The sequence below is a fragment of the Hyalangium gracile genome (assembly GCF_020103725.1).
GTDB classification, from domain to species: Bacteria; Myxococcota; Myxococcia; order Myxococcales; family Myxococcaceae; genus Hyalangium; species Hyalangium gracile.
Genome location: NZ_JAHXBG010000082.1, coordinates 1 through 1,019, shown reverse-complemented (window position 1 = coordinate 1,019; position 1,019 = coordinate 1). Strand labels below are relative to the sequence as shown.

Below are 1,019 nucleotides of genomic sequence, written 5' to 3'. Positions count from 1 at the left end.
GGCCGCATCCGGCCTTGGCTGTTCCCGCGCGACGGCCAGCCGCCGGCCGAGTTCACGCTGGCCAATCGCCTGCGGCTCGACGACCTCGATGCCATCGCCGACGTTGCGGTCATGGGAATGGGGTTGGCGTGGCTGCCGTACTGGCTCGTGCGCGGGCGCATCCAGGCGGGCGCGCTGGTGCAACTCTTCCCGGATCAGCCGGACTTTCTCTACGAGGCCTACGCCATGTGGCTGCAGACGCCGCACCTGCCGCGCAAGCTGCGCATTGCCGTGGATGCGCTGGCTGAGGAACTGCCGGCGTTCATGGACCTCATGGACTGACAAGCGGTACATCCGCTCCAGGAACCCGCGCAGGCGAGTGATGCTGGCCGCGGGAGAGCTCGATGTGCAGCTCTCTGCTCCGGCCCTGGCGCGCAGGCGGGATGGTACCTCCCTCACCCAGGCCCAGGCCCAGGCCCGGGGAACTCGATCGAGCCGTTTGGCGCCTGGAACGGCAGCATAGCCCCCGGCGTGGGACGCGGGCTAGAGTCGGCTCGTCACTCGGCTGGCGGAGACCAGGTTCTCTTGGTGATCCTGCGCAACGTTACAGAAGAAGACCTCCCGATCTTCTTCGAGCACCAACGGGACGCAGTCGCGCTGCGCATGGCCGCATTCCCGTCGCGGGAACGCGATGCCTTCCTGACCCACTGGCGCACGAAGGTTCTCCGCCCCGAGCACGTGACCCGCACCATCGTCGTTGGTGGCCTGGCTGCTGGGTACATCGGCAGTTGGGAGCAGGACGGCAAGCGCCTCGTCGCCTATTGGATGGGTCGCGAGCACTGGGGCAAGGGCACCGCGACACGGGCGCTCTCGGAGTTCCTCGTGCTCGAGCCGATTCGTCCGCTCCATGCGTGGGTCGCTGTCCACAACGTCGGGTCGATCCGCGTCCTCGAGAAGTGTGGCTTCCGCACGGTGGCCCAGGAGAACCAGCCGCACGCGGACGGAGTTGCTGAGGTACTCATGACGCTGGGTCCGAAGTA

General features: G+C 67.4%; 2 protein-coding genes. Both read left to right on the top strand.

Annotation, left to right across the window (positions count from 1 at the left end; genetic code table 11):
• Nucleotides 1-321: LysR substrate-binding domain-containing protein (locus tag KY572_RS46900; protein WP_263452569.1), on the top strand; the 321-nt coding region annotated here is incomplete at its 5' end.
• Between the two features lie 246 nt (nt 322-567).
• The coding region (locus KY572_RS46895; protein ID WP_224250325.1) for a GNAT family N-acetyltransferase at nt 568-1,019 on the top strand (452 nt) is incomplete at its 3' end.